This is a genomic window from Phyllobacterium myrsinacearum (assembly GCF_014138285.1).
Classification (GTDB): Bacteria; Pseudomonadota; Alphaproteobacteria; order Rhizobiales; family Rhizobiaceae; genus Phyllobacterium; species Phyllobacterium myrsinacearum_A.
Map to the genome: position 1 here is coordinate 254393 of NZ_JACGXN010000002.1, position 23092 is coordinate 277484.

Annotated in this window: 24 protein-coding genes; 7 read left to right on the forward strand and 17 right to left on the reverse strand. The window is 58.2% G+C overall.

Annotation, left to right across the window (positions count from 1 at the left end; all coding sequences use genetic code 11):
* Positions 1 to 61: 61 nt before the first annotated feature.
* From phnE (FHW16_RS10835) to phnG, 11 genes are all read right to left on the reverse strand, one after another.
* The gene (phnE, locus tag FHW16_RS10835) at positions 62 to 1396 is read right to left on the reverse strand and encodes a phosphonate ABC transporter, permease protein PhnE (RefSeq protein ID WP_182549208.1); all 1335 of its coding nucleotides are present in this window, start codon (positions 1394 to 1396) and stop codon (positions 62 to 64) included.
* A 9-nt stretch (positions 1397 to 1405) separates the two neighbouring features.
* Positions 1406 to 2365, reverse strand: coding sequence for a phosphonate ABC transporter, permease protein PhnE (gene phnE / locus FHW16_RS10840; RefSeq protein WP_182549209.1), 960 nt, complete (start codon positions 2363 to 2365; stop codon positions 1406 to 1408).
* A 76-nt stretch (positions 2366 to 2441) separates the two neighbouring features.
* A complete protein-coding gene (gene phnD / locus FHW16_RS10845) occupies positions 2442 to 3353 on the reverse strand; it encodes a phosphonate ABC transporter substrate-binding protein (RefSeq protein WP_182549495.1) in 912 nt (303 codons plus the stop codon).
* An 84-nt stretch (positions 3354 to 3437) separates the two neighbouring features.
* The gene (gene phnC, locus FHW16_RS10850) at positions 3438 to 4271 is read right to left on the reverse strand and encodes a phosphonate ABC transporter ATP-binding protein (RefSeq protein ID WP_182549210.1); all 834 of its coding nucleotides are present in this window, start codon (positions 4269 to 4271) and stop codon (positions 3438 to 3440) included.
* Between the two features lie 98 nt (positions 4272 to 4369).
* Positions 4370 to 4984 (reverse strand): DapH/DapD/GlmU-related protein, encoded by a 615-nt coding sequence (locus FHW16_RS10855; RefSeq protein ID WP_182549211.1) that lies wholly within the window; start codon positions 4982 to 4984, stop codon positions 4370 to 4372.
* The gene (phnL, locus tag FHW16_RS10860) at positions 4981 to 5688 is read right to left on the reverse strand and encodes a phosphonate C-P lyase system protein PhnL (RefSeq protein ID WP_182549212.1); all 708 of its coding nucleotides are present in this window, start codon (positions 5686 to 5688) and stop codon (positions 4981 to 4983) included. The genes FHW16_RS10855 and phnL overlap by 4 nt, the downstream gene beginning before the upstream one ends.
* 4 nt (positions 5689 to 5692) lie before the next feature.
* Positions 5693 to 6469 (reverse strand): phosphonate C-P lyase system protein PhnK, encoded by a 777-nt coding sequence (phnK, locus tag FHW16_RS10865; RefSeq protein WP_091877674.1) that lies wholly within the window; start codon positions 6467 to 6469, stop codon positions 5693 to 5695.
* Positions 6470 to 6471: 2 nt separating this feature from the next.
* Positions 6472 to 7353, reverse strand: a complete 882-nt coding sequence (locus tag FHW16_RS10870) for an alpha-D-ribose 1-methylphosphonate 5-phosphate C-P-lyase PhnJ (protein WP_182549213.1) — start codon at positions 7351 to 7353, stop codon at positions 6472 to 6474.
* Positions 7350 to 8456, reverse strand: a complete 1107-nt coding sequence (locus FHW16_RS10875) for a carbon-phosphorus lyase complex subunit PhnI (protein WP_182549214.1) — start codon at positions 8454 to 8456, stop codon at positions 7350 to 7352. Before FHW16_RS10875 ends, FHW16_RS10870 begins: the two co-directional genes overlap by 4 nt.
* Positions 8457 to 8459: 3 nt before the next feature.
* Positions 8460 to 9071, reverse strand: a complete 612-nt coding sequence (gene phnH / locus FHW16_RS10880) for a phosphonate C-P lyase system protein PhnH (protein ID WP_182549215.1) — start codon at positions 9069 to 9071, stop codon at positions 8460 to 8462.
* Positions 9071 to 9559: a phosphonate C-P lyase system protein PhnG gene (gene phnG / locus FHW16_RS10885; RefSeq protein WP_182549216.1), complete on the reverse strand. Its 489-nt coding sequence runs from the start codon at positions 9557 to 9559 to the stop codon at positions 9071 to 9073. The genes phnH and phnG overlap by 1 nt, the downstream gene beginning before the upstream one ends.
* An 84-nt stretch (positions 9560 to 9643) precedes the next feature.
* Between phnG and phnF the strand changes: the two genes are divergently transcribed.
* Complete coding sequence (phnF, locus tag FHW16_RS10890; protein ID WP_182549217.1) at positions 9644 to 10390, forward strand: phosphonate metabolism transcriptional regulator PhnF; 747 nt, start codon at positions 9644 to 9646, stop codon at positions 10388 to 10390.
* Between the two features lie 186 nt (positions 10391 to 10576).
* On the opposite strand, the gene FHW16_RS10895 is transcribed toward phnF, so the two are convergent.
* The 3 genes from FHW16_RS10895 to FHW16_RS10905 are packed head-to-tail and all read right to left on the reverse strand — an operon-like array spanning position 10577 to position 13566.
* Complete coding sequence (locus tag FHW16_RS10895) at positions 10577 to 11203, reverse strand: ParB-like protein (RefSeq protein WP_182549496.1); 627 nt, start codon at positions 11201 to 11203, stop codon at positions 10577 to 10579.
* 5 nt (positions 11204 to 11208) lie between these two features.
* Positions 11209 to 12921 carry a SulP family inorganic anion transporter gene (locus FHW16_RS10900; protein ID WP_182549218.1) on the reverse strand — a complete coding sequence of 571 codons (1713 nt, stop codon included), beginning with the start codon at positions 12919 to 12921 and terminating at the stop codon, positions 11209 to 11211.
* Between the two features lie 27 nt (positions 12922 to 12948).
* Positions 12949 to 13566: a pyridoxamine 5'-phosphate oxidase family protein gene (locus FHW16_RS10905; protein WP_182549219.1), complete on the reverse strand. Its 618-nt coding sequence runs from the start codon at positions 13564 to 13566 to the stop codon at positions 12949 to 12951.
* Between the two features lie 145 nt (positions 13567 to 13711).
* Between FHW16_RS10905 and FHW16_RS10910 the strand changes: the two genes are divergently transcribed.
* The gene (locus tag FHW16_RS10910; protein ID WP_182549220.1) at positions 13712 to 14629 is read left to right on the forward strand and encodes a sugar kinase; all 918 of its coding nucleotides are present in this window, start codon (positions 13712 to 13714) and stop codon (positions 14627 to 14629) included.
* Positions 14630 to 14809: 180 nt separating this feature from the next.
* On the opposite strand, the gene FHW16_RS10915 is transcribed toward FHW16_RS10910, so the two are convergent.
* From FHW16_RS10915 to FHW16_RS10925, 3 genes are all read right to left on the reverse strand, one after another.
* Positions 14810 to 15835: an aldose epimerase family protein gene (locus tag FHW16_RS10915; protein WP_182549221.1), complete on the reverse strand. Its 1026-nt coding sequence runs from the start codon at positions 15833 to 15835 to the stop codon at positions 14810 to 14812.
* 5 nt (positions 15836 to 15840) lie between these two features.
* Complete coding sequence (locus FHW16_RS10920) at positions 15841 to 17298, reverse strand: NAD-dependent succinate-semialdehyde dehydrogenase (protein WP_182549222.1); 1458 nt, start codon at positions 17296 to 17298, stop codon at positions 15841 to 15843.
* Between the two features lie 130 nt (positions 17299 to 17428).
* Positions 17429 to 18385, reverse strand: coding sequence for an AEC family transporter (locus tag FHW16_RS10925; protein WP_182549223.1), 957 nt, complete (start codon positions 18383 to 18385; stop codon positions 17429 to 17431).
* A gap of 103 nt (positions 18386 to 18488) precedes the next feature.
* On the opposite strand from FHW16_RS10925, the gene FHW16_RS10930 reads away from it, so the two are divergent.
* From FHW16_RS10930 to FHW16_RS10950, 5 genes are all read left to right on the forward strand, one after another.
* The gene (locus tag FHW16_RS10930) at positions 18489 to 19076 is read left to right on the forward strand and encodes a histidine phosphatase family protein (protein WP_182549224.1); all 588 of its coding nucleotides are present in this window, start codon (positions 18489 to 18491) and stop codon (positions 19074 to 19076) included.
* 129 nt (positions 19077 to 19205) lie between these two features.
* A complete protein-coding gene (locus FHW16_RS10935) occupies positions 19206 to 19487 on the forward strand; it encodes an acyl carrier protein (RefSeq protein ID WP_182549225.1) in 282 nt (93 codons plus the stop codon).
* 72 nt (positions 19488 to 19559) lie between these two features.
* Complete coding sequence (locus FHW16_RS10940; protein WP_182549226.1) at positions 19560 to 20744, forward strand: beta-ketoacyl-ACP synthase; 1185 nt, start codon at positions 19560 to 19562, stop codon at positions 20742 to 20744.
* Positions 20745 to 20755: 11 nt separating this feature from the next.
* The gene (locus FHW16_RS10945; RefSeq protein ID WP_182549227.1) at positions 20756 to 22033 is read left to right on the forward strand and encodes a beta-ketoacyl-ACP synthase; all 1278 of its coding nucleotides are present in this window, start codon (positions 20756 to 20758) and stop codon (positions 22031 to 22033) included.
* A 28-nt stretch (positions 22034 to 22061) separates the two neighbouring features.
* A complete protein-coding gene (locus FHW16_RS10950; RefSeq protein ID WP_182549228.1) occupies positions 22062 to 23090 on the forward strand; it encodes a zinc-binding dehydrogenase in 1029 nt (342 codons plus the stop codon).
* Positions 23091 to 23092: the final 2 nt, after the last annotated feature.

Consider the following 23092-nt stretch of genomic DNA (forward strand, 5'->3'; position numbering starts at 1 on the left):
TCGAGATTTAGAGCAAGTTTTATTTATTCGGAGTCATTCTGCCGGGTGAATAAAACTTGCTCTAATGTTGGCTCTTTCCGGTCAAACGGGATCGCAGTGCATTCGAAATGCCGTCAAAAATGAATATCACAACAAGGATGAGGACGACCATATAGGCGACATTGTGCCAATTGGTATTGGTCCGCATGGCTTCCCACAATTTGAGGCCGATACCACCCGCACCCATGGCACCGATTATGGTGGCCGAGCGCGTATTGGATTCCCAGAAATACAGCGCCTGGCTGGCGAAAACGGGCAGGACCTGCGGCAAAACACCATAACGCTGCACATTGGCCGGAGATGCACCGACGGATTTGACACCCTCTCGCTGCTTGTCATCAATATTCTCGAGCGTTTCCGAATAGACCTTGCCGAGCGTGCCGGTATCGGTGAAGAAAATCGCCGAAATACCGGCGAGCGGTCCGGGGCCAAACGCACGGGTGAAGAACAGCGCCCAGATCAGCATATCCACCGAGCGCAGGAAGTCGAAAAAGCGCTTGGTGATCTGGTTGGCAAAAAAGTTCGGCGTGATGTTGCGCGCTGCAATGAAGGCCAGCGGAAACGACAGCAACGATGCCATGAGCGTGCCCATGAAGGCCATGACGATGGTCTGCAGCAGTTTTGTCCAGACATCGCCGTGCTGCCATGATGAGTTGAACCAGATATTGTCGAAAGCAAGCGATGCATTCGACATCTCAGGCTTGATGCGTTCACCGCTGATGATCAGCGATGCCACCTCGCCAAAGGATTTGCCCCAGAACGGCGAGTTCGTATCGAAGACAAAATTTGCCCAGCCCAGAAAACGGCGGCTCACGACGACCCGCTGCGGAATGATATCCGCCTGCCCGGCGAACCCGAAACTCACCGACACCTGATCCTCTTTGAGGGTTGCCCAGCTTGGCAGCGACCCCTGCGGCTTGGCACCGTCCGTCGCGAGCAGAACCGTCAGGTTCTCCCCGCCCCGCGTGACGATCACGCGTTGGTCGTTGATATCCAGCTTCTTGTCCGGACCGAACAGGATGGTGACATTGTTGCCGTCCTTGACGACCCAGCTCGGGTTCGGATTGTCACCCAGCTCGGAAAACCGGGGATAGCTGACAGTCGCGCCCGTCGGCCCCGGCCGCACGGTTGTCTTGATGGCATAGGACACCCAGTCACGGGCGTAAAGTTCGGCGCGCTGCCACTGCCCACTGGCAAGCACGGTGCCGATGGAAAAGAACCACCAGCAATAAAACACATAGGCCACGATGCCCGCTGCAATCAGCACGGGCATGAAGCGGCGCCAGAATGGTGGATTGAAAACGGCAGGATACCGGGCCTCGAAATCGGCAATGGCGTCAACTGTGATAGCGCTCATGATATTATCCTAACCACCGACAGTGAAAGCCTGCTCGCCAACGAGGCGCCGGCGCAGCCATGCGGAAAACTGATCCACGGCAATGATGGTCACGAACAGGAGCAGGATGATTGCCAGCGTCTTGGCCTGATGCCCGCGCCCGATCGATAAACGCAGTTCCTCACCGATCCCGCCGCCGCCAACGGCGCCGATAATGGTCGATGCACGCACATTGATCTCAAGCCGCAGGAGCGCATAGGACATGAAATTCGGCATGACCTGCGGCACGATGCCGAAGCCCACCCGCTCGAACCAGTTGGCACCGACGGCACGCAGCCCCTCGTCCGCCTTCATGTCGGCATTCTCGACCACTTCGAAGAACAGCTTGCCGAGGGCACCAATCGTGTGAATACCGACGGCGAACATGGCCGGGATAGGCCCGAGCGACAGGATGGCCGCAAAGAACCCGGCAATGACGATTTCCGGAAAGGCGCGCAGGATTTCCATGTAACGCCGTGCTGCAAACCGGATGAACCGGTTTTTTACGAGGTTCTTGGCCGCGAGAAAGCAGACCATGAAACCGAAGATGAAACCGGCAAGCGTCGCCAGAATCGCAATATTGAGCGTCTCCAGCATCTTGTAGAAATATTCGGGCATGTAAAACCCGCCGAAAAGGTAGACCCGCCCTTCCGGATAGTCATATTTCAGACTTCCGTCGAAATAGGGCGACGGCAAATCGAACATGGCGCGCCAGACTTCCCATCCGTCGCGCGGGATCAGGTCCCCGGCAAAATCGAAGAGATGCGGCAAACGGTCGAAGAACTTGCCCGCATTGGATTCATTGGCAAACCACAGCGACCCGGCAATCGTCACCAGCAGCCCTATGGCGATGATCCAGCTATAGGCCCGGCGGCGTCCGGCAAGTTCCTGCCAGTGCCGTTCGATCTGGATGCCGTCGGACGACAACTCAGTGGAAGCGGTTCTGCTCATTGCAAACATCCTTCAAGGTGCCGCATACAAAATCACGGCCAGTTCCGCAGAACTGGCCGTGATGATGTGGTCTGGCTTATCCGCCGATCTGCGCTTTGCGGGCGTCGATGATGGGCTGATAGAACTGGGTGTTGACCTCAGTATAGCTCTTGAAATCGCCGCCCATTGTGGCTGCGAAGCAAGCAGGATCGCTCTTCGGCAGATCGAGCATGAAGGCCTTGAACTTGTTCTTCAGGTCGGCATCCAGCGAGGTGCGGATGACGATCGGGCCGTTCGGGATCAGAGGTGACTTCCAGAGTTCGACGAAATCCTTCATGTCGATCAGGCCCTTGTCGACCATCTTGCGCAGGTTGCCCGAAGTATAGCCTTCATCGAACGAACCAACGCCGGAGCCGAATGTCGTGCCAGCATCGAACTTGCCGTCCTTGACAGCCAGAACGAGGTTTTCATGACCACCGCCAAAGCCGGTTTCGGAGAAGTATTCCTTGACTGAAGTCTTGATGTCTTTCGGCAGGGACGTAACCGGGATCAGGTAACCGGACGTGGAATCAGGATCGGCAAAGCCGAGCTTCTTGCCCTTCATGTCGGCCAGCGTCTTGATACCGCTGTCCTTGCGGGCAACCATGATCGAGTAGTAACCGGTCGCACCGTCGGTCTGGACGGTCGTCAGGATTGGCTCAACAGCCTTTGGATTGGTCAGGTAAATCTTGGCAAAGCCAGAAGCGCCCAATTCCGCATAGTCGAGGGTGCCGCCGAGCAGGCCCTGGATGACGCCATCATAATCCGTCGCCGGGAACAGCTTGACGTCCTTGACGCCGAGAACTTTCGGCAGCTTGTCGACGATGCACTGATAGTTACGCAGACGGTCTGCTTCGTTTTCGCCGCCAATGATACCGACGCGAAACGTTTCAAGGTTTTCTGCACGAGCCATCGAGCCGGCAAACACGGCGCTGATTGCGATCGCACCCATAAGGGCTTTCTTAAGCAACATGACTATCTCTCCTGTCAAAGCTTCCAAGGTTTTTTATGTGGACTTGAGCCCGTTACGTGGGCAAGCCGATCCGTTTTGCGCTCAACGCGCGGCCAGAATGGCCTCTAATTCGGGGATTGGTGTCGGCGCATGGCGCGCAATGCTTGTCGACGTGATGGCTTCCGAAAAGGCATCCTTCAAGCCATCAGCGCCATAGATGCGGCGGGCGGCGGCCTCGGTCAGATCATCCGGCGTTCCGTCGAAAACCACCTTGCCGCCCTGCATGCCGATAATGCGCTCGCAAAAATGCCGCGCTGTATCCAGTGTATGCAGATTGGTGATGACGGTGAGCCCCTCTTTCTCATTGATATCCCGCAGGGACTCCATCACCACCTGCGCGTTGCGCGGATCGAGGGAGGCGATGGGTTCGTCGGCAAGAATGACTTTGGGGTTCTGCATGAGCGCCCGGGCGATGGCGACGCGCTGCTGTTGTCCGCCGGAGAGTGTTCCGGCCCGCTGCAGGGCGGTTTTGGCAATATCGAGCCGCTCGAGTGCGGCGATTGCCATGGCACGTTCTTCCCGTGAGAAAATGCCCAGAAGACTTTTGATAGTGGATCGGTGGTTCAGGCGTCCGAGGAGGACATTGGTCAGGACATCGAGGCGGGGAACAAGGTTGAACTGCTGAAAGATCATCGCGCAATCGCGTTGCCAGTTTCGCAGCGCGGAGCCGTTCAGCTTCGCCACATCCTTGCCTTCGAAGATGATCGACCCTTCGGAAGGATCGATCAGGCGGTTGATCATGCGCAGCAATGTCGACTTGCCTGCACCCGAGCGACCGATGACTCCGACCATCTGCCCCTGCGGAATTTCAACATTGACATTGTCGATGGCAATATTGCTGCCAAAGCGACGCGTCACGTTTTCAATCTTCAGCATAGGCCAATCCTTGTTGGTATTGCCCTGTCCTAAAGCCCTAGTGTGAAGGTGCGATGGCACTTTTATTGCACTTACGTGACAACTGGGGACAGCCGTACTCAGGCCGAATGTTTTTCAAGAAATGCGTCTATATCCAGCGCGCGAAAATCGTCCAGAGCACCACGCAGACGTGTATGATCCCAGTTCCACCACGCCAGCGTTTGCAGGCGTTCTGCGGTCTTTCGGTCGAAACGGTCACGGATTTTGCGGGCAGGAACACCGCCGACAATCGTATAGGGATCAACATCGCGTGAGACCACCGCGCCCGCTCCGATCACAGCACCATCGCCGACGGTAACACCCGGCAAAACGGTCGCTCCATGACCGATCCAGACATCATGGCCGATGCGGACCTGATTGGTCCGGCGCCATTCGAAAAAGGCCTCTTCCGGACCCGCATCGTCCCAGTAATCGCCGGCACGATAGGTGAAGTGATGCAATGTCGCACGCCACGTCGGATGATTGGTCGCGTTAATGCGCACGCTGGCAGCGATATTGGCGAACTTGCCGATTGTGGCGCACCAGACCGAACCGTCCTGCATGATGTAGGAATAATCATCGAGCTTTGTCTCGCTGATGCGGCAGCGCTCGGAAATCTCCGTATAGCGGCCGAGTTCGCAGTCCTCGACGCTGGCGGTTGCGTGAATGAGCGGTGTTGGGGAAAGCCGGGTCATGCTGCCTCGCTTTGTACCGCAAATGCGGTGACGTCGATGATACGGTCGGCCACGGCCTCGCGCACATCTTCATCGTGGAAAATGCCGAGCATGGCGATCCCCGCCGCCTTCTTGCTGCGGATCATGGAAACAACCACCACACGATTTTTGGCGTCGAGCGAAGCCGTCGGCTCGTCCAGAAGCAGGATCGGATGATCGGTGATGAAACCGCGCGCAATATTGACGCGCTGCTGCTCGCCGCCGGAGAACGTGGCTGGCGGCAAGGACCAGAGCCGTTCGGGCAGGTTGAGCCCGGCTAGCAGGGCCGCAGCCTTGTCACGCGCTTCGGTGCGGTCGATACCGCGCGCCACCAGCGGTTCGGCGACCACATCCAGCGCCGACACACGCGGTACGGTGCGGAGAAACTGGCTGACATAACCGATCATGTCACGGCGCACACCAAGAATGGTGCGCGGATCGGCGGTCGCCAGGTTCACCAGCCGGTCGCCATAGGCCACAATGATCTGGCCCTGATCGACGGCATAATTGCCATAGACCATTTTGAGGATCGAGCTTTTGCCCGCACCGGACGGACCGCCGAGAACGGCACATTCGCCCGCTTTGATGGAAAACGAAACATTCGCCACCACGGGCAGGCGGATACCGTCGCGCAGATGCATGGTGAAACTCTTGGCGACATCGGAAACAACGAGAGGTGTTGGCATGATGCTAAACCTGCAGGATGGAGGAAACGAGAAGCTGGGTGTAAGGCGCCTGCGGATCGTCAAGCACGCGGTCGGTCAAACCGGTTTCAACGATATGGCCATCCTTCATCACCATCATCCGGTGTGAGAGCAGCCGGGCGACCGCCAGATCATGGGTGACGACAATAGCGGCCAGTCCGAGATCACTCACCAGCCCGCGCAAAAGATCGAGCAGACGGGCCTGTACCGACACATCGAGACCGCCGGTCGGCTCATCCATGAAGACAAGCCGGGGATTTGTGACGAGATTACGTGCAATCTGCAGACGTTGGCGCATGCCGCCCGAGAAGGCGCGCGGCTGGTCGTCGATACGATCGGAGGCAATTTCCACCCGGCCTAGCCAGTCGGTGGCCGTCGCACGGATATTGCCATAATGCCTGTCGCCGATGGCCATCAGCCGCTCGCCGACATTGGCACCGGCGGATACGGTCATCCGCAAGCCATCGGCCGGATTCTGGTGGACGAAACCCCAGTCCGTGCGCATGAGGAACCGGCGTTCCGCCTCGCTCAAGCGGTAGAGATCGCGGAACTGGCCATCGCGCATGCGGTATTCCACCGAGCCAGCCGACGGGGCAAGACGCGTTGCCAGACAGTTGAGCAATGTGGTCTTGCCCGACCCGGATTCACCGACAATCGCCAGCACTTCGCCCGGCCACAGCTCGAATGAGACATTCTGGCAGCCAATGCGGCTGCCGTAGAACTTGGAAAGGTCTTTGACCTTCAAAAGAGGTGTATCGCTCATGTTTATTCCGCTGCCTCCGCAGTATCTGCCGCCAGCGCACCGCGATGCCCCTTGGCCTGCCGGTCTTCACAAAAATCCGTATCCGAACAGACAAACATGCTGCCGCCCTTGTCATCGAGAATGACCTCGTCCAGATAGCTGCCCTTTGCTCCGCACAGGGCGCATGGCTGGGAAAATGTCTGGATTTCAAAGGGATGGTCTTCGAAATCGAGACTGACCACTTCCGTATAGGGCGGAACCGCATAGATGCGCTTTTCACGCCCTGCCCCGAAAAGCTGCAATGCCGGTGACATATGCATCTTCGGATTGTCGAACTTCGGTGTCGGCGATGGATCCATCACATAACGCCCCTCGACTTTCACCGGATAGGCATAGGTCGTGGCGATATGGCCGTGGCGGGCAATGTCTTCGTAGAGCTTCACGTGCATCAGTCCGTATTCTTCGAGCGCATGCATCTTGCGCGTTTCGGTCTCGCGTGGCTCGAGAAACCGCAACGGCTCCGGGATCGGCACCTGATAGACGAGGATTTGTCCGGCCTGCAGCTGCGCCTCGGGAATCCTATGGCGCGTCTGGATGATCGTGGCATCCGCTGTTTTCGTGGTCACCCGGACATTGGCTACTTTCTGGAAAAAAGCCCGGATCGACACGGCATTCGTCGTGTCATCGGCACCCTGGTCGATCACTTTCAAGGTATCGTCTGGACCGAGAACGGCAGCAGTCACCTGAACGCCGCCGGTGCCCCAGCCGTAGGGCATCGGCATTTCGCGCGAGGCGAACGGCACCTGATAACCCGGAATGGCAATGGCCTTCAGGATGGCGCGGCGGATCATCCGCTTGGTCTGTTCATCCAGATAGGCGAAATTATAGGTCGCTAGATCGGTCATTCTGCTGCCTCTTTGGTTTCAACGCCTGCCAACCGGTTGTGCTCATGTTCGGCGCGCATGCGCCGGATGAGATCGAGTTCAGCCTGGAAATCCACGTAATGCGGCAATTTCAGATGCTCGACGAAACCCGTCGACTGCACATTGTCGCTGTGGGAAATGACGAATTCCTCGTCCTGCGCGGTAGCGGTGATATCTTCCCCGAGCTCCCTTGCCCGCAAGGCACGGTCGCACAGCGACATCGACATGGCCTTGCGTTCGCTCTGGCCAAAAACCAGACCATAGCCGCGGGTGAACTGCGGCGGTTGCTTTGCCGACCCCTTGAACTGGTTGACCATCTGGCATTCCGTGACGCGGATCGTCCCGAGTGTCAGCGGGAAGTCCAACTCGGCAACATCAAGCTCGATCTCGACTTCGCCGATGCGGATTTCACCGACAAAGGGATGGCTGCGGGCATAACCGCGCTGGGTCGAATAGGCGAGCCCAAGCAGAAAGCCTTCATCACCGCGCGCCAGTGCCTGCAGGCGCAGATCGCGCTCCAGCGGGAAGGTCAGCGGTTCGCGGGTCAGGTCGCCGGCGACTGCGCCTTCCGGCAGTTCGCCGTCCTCTTCTATCATGCCGTCATGACCGAGGATGTCGGTCACCCGGGGTGTGAAAACCTCCGGCTCTTCGCGCTGATCAGGCGCTTCAATCGGTGCGTCTTCCGCCAATTCAGGATCGAGCAGACGGTGCGTATAATCAAATGTCGGACCCAGCAGCTGCCCGCCGGGGAGATCCTTGAACGTGGCCGAAATCCGCCGTTCGATCTGCATCTGTGCCGTTTCCAGCGCCTTGGTGTAGCCGAAACGGGGCAATGTCGTCCGGTAGGCACGCACGAGAAAAATCGCCTCGATCAGATCACCGCGCGCCTGCTTGATGGCAAGAGCCGCAAGTTCAGGATCGTAGAGCGAACCCTCGGCCATGACCCGGTCAACGGCGAGCGACATCTGCTCGACAATCTGATCAAGCTGGATCGGCGCAACATCCCGGTCGCCGCGGCGCCGGTCGGCCAGAAGCTTGTGTGCATTGCGGATTGCGGCTTCACCGCCCTTGACTGCAACATACATGGTTCAGGCCTCCGTCTTCTTGATGCGCGTGGTGCGGGGCAGTGCGGCAAGCACACCCTTGCCGGCAAAGATCAGGTCGACACCGCGCGGAAAAGCAGCGCGATTGCCGGCCCATTGATCAATGAACATTCTCGGCAGCTGGCTGGGGGAAAACGCCATGGAATCCTTGATCCCCGGCCCTTCGAGAACAAGCGTTTCCGCACCATCGAAACCGTCGATCTGCAGGATCAGTGTCGTCGACCGGTCAGGATATTCCGACGTGCCGCGGCAGAAGGATTCAAGCGAGGGCATCGTTGCCACATCGCTGATCAGGGCAAAATCGGCATCGGCCGTTTCGCCAGTCAATTCGAGGCCGGTATGGAACTTCAACCATCCGGTGGACGCGGTCGAGCCGGAAATCGCCCGGTCACACCACACCGTTGCATCGTGATCGAACAGGGTCGCAGCTATCGACGCGGCCAAGGGGGTCAGCGGCGCAGGCGGCGTGGCAAGATCACTCACCTCGACGATCCTGCCGGGGTTGGCCATGGCATCCATCAGTGCCCGGAAAACGGTTTGTGCGTTCAGCACGCTGTCGCTGAAACCACCCTCGAAAATTTGTGTATCGGAACGCATCAGTCGTCACCCCGTACCATTGTGAAAAAGTCGACCTTGGTGGCTGCCGTCTCGGCGTGCTTCAACGTGCGATTGCGTTCAAGACGATCGGCGATCGGCGCAAGCACCACCTCTTCCACCGCTTCGCGGCATTCCGGCTGCTGCCAGAGCGCGTCGAAGACGGCGGCGAGCCGCACCTTTTCCCGGTGACGACCGAGTGCATAGGCATGCCCGACCGCACCATTGCCGAGCCGTACCGTCGCACGGGTCACGGTCGCCTCCCCCAGGTTGAAGGGAGCACCCGCGCCACCGATACGGCCGCGCAGCATGACGAGGCCGGTTTCCGGACCGCGCAGGGTTTCGACCTCGGGCTTGTCGCCCCATCCGGCCCAGAAGGCCGCTATTTCAGGCGCGGTCGCCTGCGCCAGCAAGGCCATCGCGGCCTTCCGCTGCAGATCCGGCCCGCTACCGGTTTTCGTGGACTGCGTATCTTCTTTGATCATTGACATCTCGCTCAGATTTGTCTATTCATCTATACAACTAGACAATAAACTTACCTATAAATCCCGTCAATGACAGGAGCATGACAAAACGTGAAATCCGCGCGATTCATCACCCGCAACAGTGGTGTTGCCGTCTGGCGGCAGATTGCCGACCAGATTCGTGGCGATATCACGGTGGGGAAAATGCCGAGCGGTGCCAGGCTGCCGCCGGAGGTCACGCTGGCCGAACGGTTCGCGGTCAACCGCCACACCATTCGCAGCGCCATTGCCGCCCTGACCAAGGAAGGCGTTCTGCGCGCCGAGCAGGGCCGTGGCACGTTCGTTGCCAACAGCAAGAAGCTCACTTATCGCATCGGTGAACGGACGCGGTTTTCCGAAATCATGTCGACACAGGTGCGCGAGACAAAAGGTATAGTGCTGGGGCACAGCATCGAAGATCCGAGCGAAGAAGTGGCTTCGGCCCTCGGCATGACAGGTGGCCAAGTGATACGGATCGATTCCATGCACACGGCGGACGGCAATCCGATCTCCTGCGCAACCGTATGGTTCGATATCGCGCGCGTTCCCAATATCGTCGAGGATTACCGGGAGTCAGGCTCGATCACTGCTGCCCTGCGGGCTGCGGGCATCGACGACTATCTGCGCAAATCGACCATTATCGCGGCCCGCCATGCAGACGCGGAGGATTTGCGGCATCTGCGCCTCTCCCCCGGCGCCATCGTTCTGGTATCCACGGCTATCAATGTCGACATGGAAGGCAAACCGATTGAGTACGCCAAAAGCCGCTTTGCCGCCGACCGGATGGAGATTGCGATCGATGGAAGGTCCATGATCTAATAATTATGGAAGTTGCATTCCCGTGGTTCGTGGTTCGACAAGCTCACCATGAGGAAGAACGAGGATTGCAGGGGGTATATTCTGCAACATTGCTGATGCTGCAATATTTCCGGTTAGCCTTACAGCACCACTCTCCCTCATGGTGAGCTTGTCGAACCACGCACAATGGGAATGCCAAGCGTCAATTCACTCGTAATCCATTACAGACCCGCACCAGCCCGGCAGATATCCGGCTGCATCGCCCTTGGCTTCCTTGAGGGCGCGATTGAGAGCCGTATCGAAGTCTGTTTCAACCGTCTTGCGGCCTATTCTGCGCCGCAGGAAATCCGCCCACAGAAACTCGCTGAAAGGTGTCGTATCCTTGGCAAAACCACCAGCGCGGCGCAATTCCCCCGCAAGGCTGCGGAACGGATCATCCGCCAGATCCTTGATCGATTTTGGAATAGCCCCGTAGTCGCGCCGTTTGCCCTCATCGTCGAAAGGATGCATCCAGCCGCGATTGTCGAGAACGACCATGAACGCGTCCTTTTCAAGTCCGGACAGGTCGCTCACAACGGTCACGAGGATATGTTTCACCCCCTCCTCGTGCAGCGCCCGGGCAAGATGATGATGGTCAATGACATAATGGCGCCGGTTGGGTCCAAGCACAACAGGGATCATGTGCTCGCCCAGAAACTTGCCGCCTTTTTCACCCTTCTGCTGGCGCCATTTCTTGCGCTTTTCGTCGACTTCCCGCATCCCGACCGTGATCTGCGTCGGTCGCAGGTCCTTGATCGCAACCGGTGTTACAATGGGTTCCCGTGCTCCGGATATCTGCATCATTGCTTCTCCACGCTGGGCGCCAGTTTTCTGATGGCATCATCGACACTGTGAAAGATGTTTTCCGGTCCGAGCAAAGCAATAAGCCCGAAACGGGACAAGGCGTCCTGCGCGCGCACGGATTCCAGTCGCGCGATGGCAAATTTCACACCCGAGGTCCGGCAGAAATTTATCACGTCGGCCAGAGCCTGCGATGCGGTATAATCAATTTCGATGATACTGCTCGCTTCAAGGACAACAAGATTGAGTGATGAGCCGCCCGCACCAATGGTGCTGCACAGACCACGCTTGAAATCATCGGCATTGACGAAAGACAGTGGCGCCTGAAAAGCCACCACCAGAACACCGGGTATCTTCTCGCCGCCCTTTGCCGCGCTGGGAGGCCACCAGATCGAACTGCCCGGCACCTTTTCAAACTCGATCGGGCGGGCACGCATCACAGCCCAAAGACCATGCAGCAGCGACAGGCCGATACCGATGGTAACACCCGCTTCGATGGGCAGCGTGACAATCGCCGCCATGGTGATCAGGATGAGACCGAATTCGCCCCGCGCTTCCCGATAGACGGCGGCAATTGTCTGCCAGCGGATAATCCTTTGGGCCACGAACAACAGGATACCCGCCAGCGCCGCATGCGGAACCTCTGCCAGCATCTGACCACCATACATCACAAGGGCAAGGACGATTGCGGCAGCGATCAGGCCGCTAACCTGCGACCGGCCGCCAGTCTCTGCAACAATAGCAGTGCGCGGCGGGCTGGCATTGACCGGAAACGCACCGAACAAGCCAGAAAGAATGCTGCCCGCGCCAACACCGATGAAGTCATGGTTGACGTCAGGCGCATCCCCGTTTTTTGCAACGAAGGACCGTGTCGTCGCCGCCGTTTGTACCATCACCACCACGGCGACGAGCAGTGCAAGGGGAAGCATGCTGCGCAGTTCCTCAAAGCCGATTTTCGGCACAGAAACATGCGGAAGACTGTTGGGAAGCGGCCCAAGAACCGAAACGCCGCGGCTTTGAAGACCCAGAAACACCACCACGAGGGTGGAGGCGACAAGCCCCAGCAGCGCCCCCGGTATCCGCGCATTGATCCGCTCGGACAGAAACACGATGAGAAAGACACCGGCACCGATGGCAAGGCTGTACGGATTGATCTGCGCGAAACTGGCGATGGTTGCCGACACGCGCTGAAAAACATCACCCGATTGTGCGGCTATGCCCAACAAACCCGGCAGTTGCGAGATGATGATGTGGATTGAAATACCCGCGAGAAAGCCCGTTGTGACGGGAACAGACAGGAGATCGGCAATCCAGCCGAGCCGCAAAAGGCCGCTCGCCACGACGATCAGCCCAACGATCAAACCGAGAGCAGCAGCCAGAAGGCCGAACTCCGGCGACCCTGTTGTGGCAAGCAACGCGAGGCTGCCCGCAAAAATCGGCGTGATGGTTGAATCCGCACCGGCGGAGAGATGACGGCTGGTGCCGAAGATGGCAAAAGCCAGCGAACCGGCGATGAAGGCGAAAAAGCCGATCTCCGGTGCGAAACCGCCGAGACGCGCCGTTGCCATTTGCTCGGGGATGGCGATGGCTGCCAGCGTCAGGCCTGCAATGACATCGCCATTGAGGTCTGACAGTCTCCATCCGGCAAGCGAGCGGAACGGCAGCCAGTTTCTACCGCTGGTAACTGTTCTGGAAGCACCCGCCGGTTTCATTGAATGCCTCCATGCGTTGAACGCGGCCTACCACATGGTCTTGGCAGCGCGTGCAGCCCATTCACTGTCATAGGTGTCGCCGCCCACACGGTTTTCGCTGAGCGCCGCCAGCATCTGTCCCGGTGTCGGAAATTCCTTGGGCGAGCGGTGTTTTGCGGGATTCCAGAGTTCGGAGCGAATAAGCGCCCGGGCGCACTGAAAATAGGCTTCTTCAACCTCCATCACGATGACCGAGCGCGGCGCCTTGCCATCCATGATGAAACTGTCGAGCAATGCCTGATCCGTATCGATGAACGCCCTTCCGTTGACGCGGAACGTCGTGTTCAGACCCGGTATCAGAAAGAGCAGCGCGATGCGCGGATCGCGGATGATATTACGCAGGGAATCAACGCGATTGTTGCCGCGCCTGTCGGGCATCATCAGCGTCCGCTCGTCATGAATGCGGATGAATCCGGCAAGATCGCCGCGCGGCGAACAATCCAGCCCTTCCGGGCCGCTCGTTGCCAGCGCTACAAACGGCGAGCCTTCGATGAGTTTCCGGTACTCGGGAATGATGCGATCCGTGACCTTGGCGGTGGATGCTTCTGCAATCGCACCATTGCCGTAAATCGCCTCAAGTTCTTCAATTGTCGTAACGCGGGACAACGAAACCTCCTTCTGGATCCTTCAAATGCGTTTGCCGTCTAACATCGCACGATTAAGCTTCGATGACAGCCCGCATTTTTAGCAAATGACAGAGCCACCGCACTCGTATATCAGTTCGCACCGAACGCATGTTGTGGAGGATTTCATGGTCGGGTTTGCAGCCATCGGCGAGTGTATGATTGAATTGTCCGGAGCCAATGGTGACCAGTGGCGCATGGGCTTTGCTGGCGATACGCTCAACACCAGCTGGTATGTGCGTGCCCTCACCGATGCCGATTTCGCTGTCGATTATGTAACCGCTTTCGGTGATGATCCGTTCTCCGTCAAGCAACGCGCCTTTCTGAAGGACAATGGCATCAACACGGCGCACAGCCCTGTTATCGTGGGTGCGCGCCCGGGCCTTTATGCGATCACACTGACCGGTGTCGAGCGGTCATTCACCTATTGGCGCAACGATTCGGCTGCGCGTCATCTCGGCGATGATCCGCACGCTCTCGCTCTCAGTCTCGAGGGGCGGAAGATCATCTATTTTTCCGGCATCACCATGGGAATTCTCAGTCCCAAAGGCCGCCAGAATGTGCTGAACGCCGTCAGCAATGCCCGCAGGCAGGGCACGCTTGTCGCTTTTGACGCGAATTATCGCCCGCGCCTTTGGGAAAATGCCGACACTGCAAAGCAGGCGCTCATTGACGCCTACCACGTCGCTGACATCGCTCTGCCGACATTCCCGGATGAGAACGCGCTTTTTGGCGACGCCACGCCCGAGGACACTGCCGTGCGCATCACCAGCTATGGCGTACGGGAAATCGTGGTGAAGGACGGGACGGAGCCGGCACTCGTCATTGCTGATGGCAGGCATGAACAGGTCCCGGCCATTCGCGCCAATGCGGTCGACACCACCGGTGCCGGTGACAGTTTCAATGGCGGTTACATCGCCTCGCGCCTGGCCGGTCTCGAACCGGTGGCAGCCGCACGCCGTGCGCACAAAGTTGCCGCGCGGGTGGTCGAATTTCACGGCGCTCTCGCCCCGATGGACGAAGCCCGCAAGGCATTCAACACCTAAGCGGGGTCATTATCCGCCTGAAGCAGTGCCGGAGTGCGTGGTTCGACAAGCTCACCATGAGGGAGAGTGAGGATTGCAGGGAGCCGTATTCTGCAATCTTTGCGATTGGCACTGCAGCTACCATCTCCCTCATGCCGAGCTTGTCAAACCACGAACCACGCGCCACGGGATTTGCAGATCCTAAACCTTGGCCTTCTTGAAAGCATATTGCGTCAACTGGCTGTAAGACTGGCCCGGACGCAGGATCGCCTGCGGAAAATACGGAAAATGCGTGGAATCCGGCCAGTTCTGTGTTTCAAAGCAGAAACCTGCAAAATTCTCGTAGGTCTGTCCGGTAAGCCCGATAGGCGGACGGCCACCCAGCGTATTGGCGGCATAGAGCTGCACGCCGGGTTCTGTCGTCAGAACGTCCAGTTGTATTCCGCTATCCGCACCCTTGGCCGATGCCACCCAATGCAACGGGCGACGCTGGCTGGAAACACAGAAATTATTATCATAGACAACCTGTTTGCCGTTCTCCTCGCGGCGAATGGTTCGGAACTCGCGGAAATCATGCGTCGTTCCCGCAACCGGCAGAACCCGCCCGTCCGGCAACAGATCATCGTTCACCGAAAGATAGGCATCGGCACCAATCTTGACCTGATGATCAAGCGCGTCCGTCTTGCCGCCATCATCGAGATTGAAATAGCTGTGATGCGCCAGATTGCACATGGTCGGCTTATCCGTCACAGCATCGAGGCGGACCACCAGCGTTCCCTTCGACTCCAGCATATAGGTGCAGGTGATCGTCAGATTGCCGGGAAAGCCGCTCTCGCCGTCCGCGAGCAGAATTGTCAGCGTAACGTAATCAGGTCCAACAGCCACAACATTCCAGTTGCGTTTGCCCGCACCTTTGCTGCCGCCATGGATATTGTGGCGGCCATGGAAATTGCGCTCAAGCTCGAAAGTCTTGCCATCAATGACAAGCTCGCCATCACGGATGCGATTGATTGACCGGCCCACGGTCGCGCCCAAATAAGGTGAATGCAGGGGGTAATCGGCAAAATCCTGATAGCCGAGCACCAAAGGAGCTTCGTGCCCCTTGAGGCGCAAATCCTGAATGACTGCGCCCCAGGTAAGCACTTTGGCGGTCAGTCCACCGCCTGATATCGTAATGCGGTGAACTGCCTCGCCATCGGCCGTATGGCCAAAAATTTCCGTGTTCATCAGTATTACAGCCCCAGACCGCCAATGCAGACATATTTGGTGTCGAGATAGTCTTCGATGCCCTGATGTCCACCTTCCTTGCCAAGACCGGATTCCTTCAGGCCGCCGAACGGGGCTTCCACCGTTGTGATCATCCCTTCATTGACACCGACCATGCCGTATTTCAGACCTTCGGAGACACGGAACACCCGTCCAAGGTCCTGCGTGTAGAAGTATGAGGCGAGGCCAAACTGCGTATTGTTGGCCAGATCAATGGCTTCCTGCTCGGTTTCGAATTTGTAGATGGGTGCAACAGGTCCGAAAATTTCTTCCGTGGTGAACAGCATATCAGGCGTCGCATCACCGATGACCGTCGGCTCGAAGAAGCTGCCGCCAAGTGCATGGCGCTTGCCGCCGGTGATAATCTTGCCGCCCTTCTGCTTGGCGTCGGCAATAAATTCCTCCACCTTCGCGACGGCCTTGTCATCGATCAGCGGCCCCTGCTGTGTTCCGGCATCAAGACCATTGCCAATCTTCAATTTGTCCGTTGCAGCAGCAAATTTCTCGACAAACGCATCATAGATGCCGGACTGCACGAGGAAACGGTTGGTACAAACGCATGTCTGGCCGGAATTGCGGAATTTCGCTGCAATGGCGCCGTCGACGGCACGGTCCAGATCCGCATCGTTGAACACGATGAACGGTGCGTTACCGCCCAGTTCCATCGAAACCTTCTTCACCGTATCCGCGGCCTGCTTGATCAGAATCTTGCCGATCTCAGTCGAACCGGTGAATGTGATCTTGCGAACCAGCGGGTTGCTGGTGATCTCGCCGCCGATTTCCGAAGCCGAACCGGTGAGAATGTTCACAACACCCTTCGGAATACCGACTTCTTCACAGAGCGCACCCCAGACCAGACCGGAATAGGGTGTCTGCGTTGCAGGCTTGACCACAGCTGTGCAACCGGAAGCCAGCGCCGGGCCGATCTTGCGCGCAAGCATCGAGGACGGGAAATTCCACGGAGTGATCGCGCCGATTACCCCGAGAGGTTCCTTTGTCACGAGAATACGGCGGTCAGCCCATGGGGATGGAACCACGTCGCCATAGGTGCGGCGTGCCTCTTCCGCGTACCAGAGAATGTAGGCGGCCGACATGCCGATCTCGCCCTTGGCTTCGGTCAGTGACTTGCCCTGTTCCAGTGTCAGAAGTTCGGCCAGTGCGTCCTGATTATCGAGGATGGCGTCATGCAGCTTGCGCATCAGTTTGGAGCGCTCAAGCACGGATGTCTTGCGCCAGGTTTTGAACGCCTCAGCCGCCGCATCGATCGCGCGCTGTGTTTCAGCCTTGCCGGAATTGGGGACAGTGCCGATCTTCAGGCCGGTTGCCGGATTGATGACGTCAATCGTCTTGCCGGAATCTGCGGCCACCCATTCGCCATTGATCAGATTGGCCTGTTTCATGAACTGGCTGGATTTCTGCAACATCATAATTCTCCCTGAAATTGAAGGCGGAGCGTTTGGTCCACTGATTTTGTGAGTTCCGTGAGAGGCCGCCTTGTATGGCGCCTTTGACCGCCACCCTGCTCCTTTTTGGCAAAAGCTGCAACAGCCTTCCCTATCCGAAAAAGTGCGTCGCGATCGTCACCCAGAATACCATTGTCACAGCAGAAAGCGCCGTCGCGATGACCATTGAATTGGAGGCCAGAGCCTCGGCGGTCCTGAATTTGGTCGCAATGAGATAGGAGTTCACGCCCGCCGGCAGGGCCGCAGCCACCACCGCGATCTTGGCGGTGAACGGTGTGAGACCAATGGCCAGTGCCATTGCCAGCACGATCGCAGGCATGACAAAGAGTTTGATCATCGCTATGACCAGCGAAGCGGCCAAGTGTCCCGATATGCCGAATTTCTTCAGACCCATTCCCATAGCGAACAGCGCCACCGGTCCGGCAACGCTCCCCAGCAGCTGGACCAGAGAATCGACCATGGAAGGCAATTGCAGTCCCGTCAAACGCCAAAGCCATCCGGCGAGAATTCCCAGAACAAAGGGATTGCGCAGGAGGCTCTTGAAAAACGAGACAACCACGGTGCGAAGACTGCCTTCCCCCTGAAACACGCCGTCACGGCGCAAGGCGATCTCATGCAGGGTGATCGAGGCAGCCATCACGCTTGGCATATGAACGGCAACAATCAGCGACAGGATCGCAAAACCGTCCTGACCATACACTCCGAGCATCAACGGCATGCCCAGAAACACAAGATTGGAAAAAGCACCGGAAACCCCGGCGACCACGCCTGCCCGGTTATCCCTGCGAAAAATCACCTTGATTGCCAGATCAGACAGCGCCCAGGCAACAGCAAGCCCGGTAAAATAGGCTGTCCACAGCCCCCACGGGGCCGAGCCATGAAAATCCGCCGTGACCATCGTCCTGAACAGCAGCAACGGCGCGGCTATCATGAAAACGAATTCGGAAAGCCCGTCGCCCACCCGTTCGTCGAGCAGCCTGAAGTGCGCCGCTGCGTAAGCGACGGCAATCACTCCAAAAACTACAATGATTGTTTGAACGAGACCCATTGTCTTCCGCAATAAGCCCGCTGCATCGGCGGTGCAAGGCAATCACGGCTTTTCACTTTATTTTTCTTCGCCAAAACCCCATCTCCACTGCTAAGGAGTATGCATGTTGAAGCCATTGCGATTTTCTGCCTTTTCGATGCTGACGCTGATATCGGGCGTCCTCCTGTGCATTCCGCCAGCATTAGCAACCGATGCAGCCTGGGCTAGATTGGGGCGTGGCGGCTATACGGTCCTGTTACAAGGCGCCGATGTATCAGGGACATTAAGCCCCTCCACGGACAATTCCGTCGACTGCACGCAAATCCGCACCCTTTCGGACCGGGGCCATCAGCTGGCACAAAAGCTCGGCGCGCGCTTTGCTGCAAAAGCAGTGCGAATCGACAAGATACTGACGAGCCCGACCTGCAATGCCCAGGAAACCGCGCGGCTGGCGTTCAGCGGCGTTCCTATGGAGATTCTTGCCGCTCTCGGTCCGCTACCCGAGGACGAAACGCAGAAACAATCGCAGATTGATCAGATTCGCACGGTGATTGCTGAATTCAAAAGCTCCGGCAATCTGGTAATGATGACTGACCGTGCCAATATAACAGCACTGACCGGCATCGTCCCGCGTCCGACGGAAGCGGTAGTGGTCTCGCCTCCCGAAGCGGGGGAAACGGTTCATATTGCAGGCAGGATTATTTTCGACTGACAGCGGAATATGCTGGAGTAACAATGGACAGGGTAATTCGGTCTTTCCCTTGGCCATGAAAAACGCTAGATACCGCCTCATCAGACATCAGTGCCTTTAACCGGGCACCGGAAGCAAAAGGAAACTGAATTGACCTCAACATTTGACAAGGTCGCCGATATTATCGCTGAAACCAGCGAAATCGACCGCGATTCCATCACGCCGGAAAGCCACACGATTGACGATCTCGGCATCGATAGCCTTGACTTCCTCGACATCGTTTTTGCGATCGACAAGGCCTTCGGTATCAAGATCCCGCTCGAGCAGTGGACGCAGGAAGTCAATGACGGCAAGGTTCCGACCGAAGAATACTTCGTTCTGAAGAACCTGTGCGCCAAGATCGACGAACTGGTCGCTGCCAAGAACGCCTGATTTCTGGATATCCATTCCAGACTGGCCATATTCACCTAACCGGGTGCACCGTATCAGCGGTGCTGCGAGACAATGCAGAACAACACCGTCGTTATCACTGGTATCGGACTGATCTCATCCCTGGGTGAAGGCGCCGACGCCCATTGGCAAGCCCTGAACAGTCAAGCCGATCCCCGCATCGATAGCGAGACGTTCAAACCCTACACGGTTCACCCGCTCGGTGAAGTCGACTGGAACAACCAGATCCCGAAACGCGGCGATCAGCGGCAGATGGAAACCTGGCAGCGCCTGGGAACCTACGCTGCCGGTCTCGCGCTGCAGGATGCCGGTATCAAGGACGATGAAGCGCTCTGTTCGACCATGGACATGGTCGTTGCCGCCGGTGGCGGTGAACGCGATGTGACCGTCGACACGCAGATTCTCGCTGAAGCGCGCGTGCGCAATGATCTCGGCACCATGCTCAACGAAAAGCTGACGACCGAACTGCGTCCGACGCTGTTTCTGGCGCAGCTGTCCAACCTGCTCGCCGGCAATATTTCAATCGTCCACAAAGTGACCGGCTCGTCGCGTACATTCATGGGCGAAGAAGGCGCTGGCATTTCCGCTCTTGATACAGCAACCGCCCGTATTCGCTCCGGTCAGAGCACGCATGCGCTCGTCGGCGGCTCGTACAATTCCGAACACCCCGACATGCTGCTCGGCTACGAGCTCAACGGCATGCTGAAATCCGATGGCTGGGCGCCACTCTGGCAGCGCGAAGGCACGGCTGGCGGCGGCGTTATCACGGGTTCCGGCGGCGCATTCCTCGTTCTGGAAAGCGCTGACCATGCGGCCAAGCGCGGCGCCCGCGTCTATGCGGCAATCGACGGCATCTACAGCGCCCAGATCCGCCGCAAGCGCGAGGACCTGAAGGAAACCATTGCCAAGCTGGTAGGTGCGGCAACCGCCGACAGGGCTGCTGGTCTCATTGTATCCGGCGCAACCGGTGCGCACGGCATCACGGCAACGGAAAAAGCAGCGCTTGATGTGTTTGCCTCTGCCGCTGTTCGCGGTGTTGCAGGCAGGGTCGGCCATCTGCGCGAAGCACAGTTCCCGCTGGCTGTAGGGCTGGCTGCACTCAGCCTGTTTCATGGAGCGGCGTTCCCGCCCATCGATGCAACAAATGAAAAGGTCGCTTCCGGCGGTCTCGATACGGCACTGGCGACCTCGATCGGCGCAACCCGGGGCGAAGGCGTCGCTCGCCTCGTCAAAGTTTAAGGGACTGGCACATGTCGAAATACACTGACCATCTTGGCCGCCCGCTCGTTGCCGTCACCGGCCTTGGCGTTGTTTCCTCGCTCGGACAGGGCAAAAAGGACAACTGGGCCGCACTGACATCAGGTACCTCGGGCATCCACACGATCACCCGCTTTGCCCTCGACAATCTGCGCACGCAGATTGCCGGTACGGTTGATTTTCTCAAAGAGAGCCATGAAGGCGCGTCAGCCCTGTCGGAAAAACTGGCATCGCTTGCCGCCGAGGAAGCCATTGCGCAGGCCGGTTTCGACACGGAAAATTTCGGCGGGCCGCTGTTCCTTGCCGCACCGCCGGTTGAACTTGAATGGCGTAACCGCTTTGCCCTTGATGCTCTGGTGAAGAGCGAGGGCGAACCAGGCTATGACCTGCTTCTCGCTGCTTGCCGCCGCGGATCGCAGGAAGCCATGTTCCACACCACCGAATTCGGCTACATCGCCGAGCGCCTCGCCGATACATTCGGCACGCGCGGTTTGCCGATAACCCTGTCGACTGCCTGTGCATCGGGCGCGACGGCCATTCAGCTGGGCGTCGAAGCCATCCGGCGCGGCGAAAGCGACCGCGTCCTGTCCATCGGTACAGACGGCTCCGTTTCGGCCGAAGCTCTGGTGCGCTTCTCTCTGCTGTCGGCCCTTTCCACCCAGAACAATCCTGCCCACAAGGCGGCAAAGCCCTTCTCCAAGGATCGAGACGGCTTCGTCATGGCCGAAGGTTCCGGCGCGCTTGTCATGGAATCACTGGAATCGGCCGTCGCACGCGGCGCCAAGATTCTTGGGATCATGCGCGGTTGCGGCGAAAAGGCCGATGATTTCCACCGCACCCGGTCGAAGCCCGACGGCTCGCCCGCCATCGGCGCGGTTCGTGCCGCACTTGACGATGCAGGCATCAAGGAAGACGCGATTGATTATATCAACGCGCATGGCACCTCGACACCCGAGAACGACAAGATGGAATATCTTGCACTCTCGACCGTCTTTGGCGAGCGCATTTCCTCGCTGCCAACCTCGTCGAACAAGTCCATGATCGGTCACACCTTGACCGCCGCCGGTGCCATTGAAGCCGTGTTCTCGATGCTCACCATCGAGACGGGAACGATCCCGCCAACGATCAACTATGACAATCCCGATCCGGCAATCATTCTCGATGTCGTGCCCAATGTGAAGCGCGAAGCCAGCGTCTCCGCCGTGCTTTCCAGCTCTTTTGGCTTCGGTGGACAAAATACGTGTCTTGTCATGACGGCAGAACCGCACTAATCCCTCTCCGAAAAGGAAAACGGATAATATGCGCGCATTACAGCTGATTGAAGACCGCAAGCTCGAGATTGTCGATATTGCTCCCCCGCCTCCTCCCGGCCCCGCTGAAGTAACGGTCAACATCAAGGCTGTCGCTCTGAACCATATCGACGTCTGGGGATGGCGCGGCATGGCTTTCGCCAAGCGCAAGATGCCGCTGACCATCGGGGCCGAAGCATCCGGCGTGGTCGATGCCATCGGTCCGGGCGTTGGCAACCTCCTGCCCGGCCAGCTTGTATCGATCTATGGCGCACAGACGTGCGGCCTTTGCCGCCCCTGCCGCGAAGGCCGCGACAATCTCTGCGAGCATGTCTCCGGTGTACACGGCTTCCATCTCGATGGCTTTGCGCAGGAGAAGGTGAATCTCAAGGCCCGCCTGCTCGTACCCGCGCCTCCCGGTGTGGATGAGATCGGGGCGGCTGTTGCCCCTGTCACGTTCGGCACGGTAGAGCACATGCTGTTCGACAATGCCAAGCTGGAAGCGGGCGAGACCATCCTCGTGCATGCGGGCGGTTCGGGCATCGGTTCGGCGGCAATCCAGCTTGCCAAGAAGATGGGTTGCACAGTCATCACCACTGTCGGCTCCGACGAAAAGATCGAAAAGGCCAAGGCGCTTGGTGCGGATCATGTCATCAATTACCGCGTCGACCGTTTTGAAGGCGTTGTGCGCAAGCTGACCAAGAAAAAGGGCGTTGATGTCGTCTTCGAGCATGTCGGCGCTGATACATGGGCCGGCTCCATGCTGTCGCTGCGTCGCGGTGGAAGGCTCGTGACCTGTGGCTCGACCTCGGGTGTCTCGACCAACCTCAACCTGATGATGCTGTTCCAGCAGCAGTTGAAACTGCTCGGCTCCTTTGGCTGCCGTATGGAAAACATGGCTGATGCCATGCAGAAGATGGCGCGCGGTCTGGTTCGTCCTGTTATCGACACGGAAGTCGGTTTCGACGATATCGATACGGCATTGAAGCGGATGGAAGGCCGGGACGTTTTCGGCAAGATTATCCTGCGCGTCAATTAAGG